Here is a 1,026-nt window from a genome sequence, read left to right as displayed (position 1 = left end):
GGTGTTTCAGGGGGTGCGGGCGGCGTGGCGGTTGGATGGTGCGGTGTATGCGGAGGTGGCGCTGCCGGAGGAGCATCGGGTCCGGGCGGCGGGGTTCGGACTGCATCCGGCACTTCTCGACGCGGCCATGCACACCATCGCCTTCTACGACCGTGACGAAGCCGATGCGGAGCTTGTGCTGCCGTTCGCCTATCGAGAGGTAGCGCTGCATGCCTCCGGGGCGTCAGCGCTGCGGGTACGCGTGACACCATCTGGCCCGAACACCATGACCCTCGACCTGGCCGATGAGTCCGGTTCCCCGGTGGCTTCGGTGGGCTCGGTGGTGTCCCGTCCGGTCAGCCCCGAGCAGTTCGACACGGCGGCGACGGCGGATCGGATGTTCCACGTCGCCTGGGAGGAACTGCCGGTCCGGCCGGACGGGACGACCGTGGAACCCGTACCGGTGGTCGACGCCGAGGACGTACACCGCCTGACCGCCACGCTGGAGGCTTCGCTACCCGAGATGCTGTTGCTGGACCTCGGCGGTGGCGTCGATAGTGACACCGGCGACGCTACGGCCGAGGTGCGGGAGCTGACCGGGCGGGCGCTGCGGGTCGTACAGGCGTGGCTGGCCGAGCCCTCGTTGGCGTCCAGCCGGCTGGTCGTGGTGACGCGTGGTGCCGTCGCCGTCCGGGAGGCCGATCCGCTCGATCCGGCAGTGGCCGCGGTATGGGGCCTGATGGGGTCCGCACAAGCGGAGAACCCCGGGCGGATCCTCCTCCTCGACATCGATCAAGAAACAATCCCCACCGCTCTCCTGCCCGCGATGCTTGCCGGTGACCAGCGCCAGCTGGCCTTACGCGACGCCACCTGCTTCGCCCGGCGCCTCACCCGTGTTGTGGAGGTGCCCGAGGCCGGGTCGGGTGGTGTTGGCGGCGTGCGTTCTGGTGGGACGGTGTTGGTGACGGGTGGTACGGGGGCGTTGGGTGCGGTGGTGGCGCGGCATCTGGTGGCGGTGCATGGGGTGCGGAGTCTGGTGTTGGCGAG

Annotated in this window: 1 protein-coding gene; it reads left to right on the top strand. The window is 70.0% G+C overall.

The window, feature by feature from the left end:
* Positions 1–43: 43 nt before the first annotated feature.
* A partial coding sequence (locus tag J5X86_RS50185; RefSeq protein WP_308125002.1) for a polyketide synthase dehydratase domain-containing protein occupies positions 44–1,026 on the top strand: 983 nt, incomplete at its 3' end.

Origin of the sequence: Streptomyces sp. NEAU-YJ-81, from assembly GCF_017592595.1 — a bacterium.
GTDB lineage: Bacteria > Actinomycetota > Actinomycetes > Streptomycetales > Streptomycetaceae > Streptomyces > Streptomyces hygroscopicus_B.
This window is presented reverse-complemented; position numbering and strand designations above follow the sequence as displayed.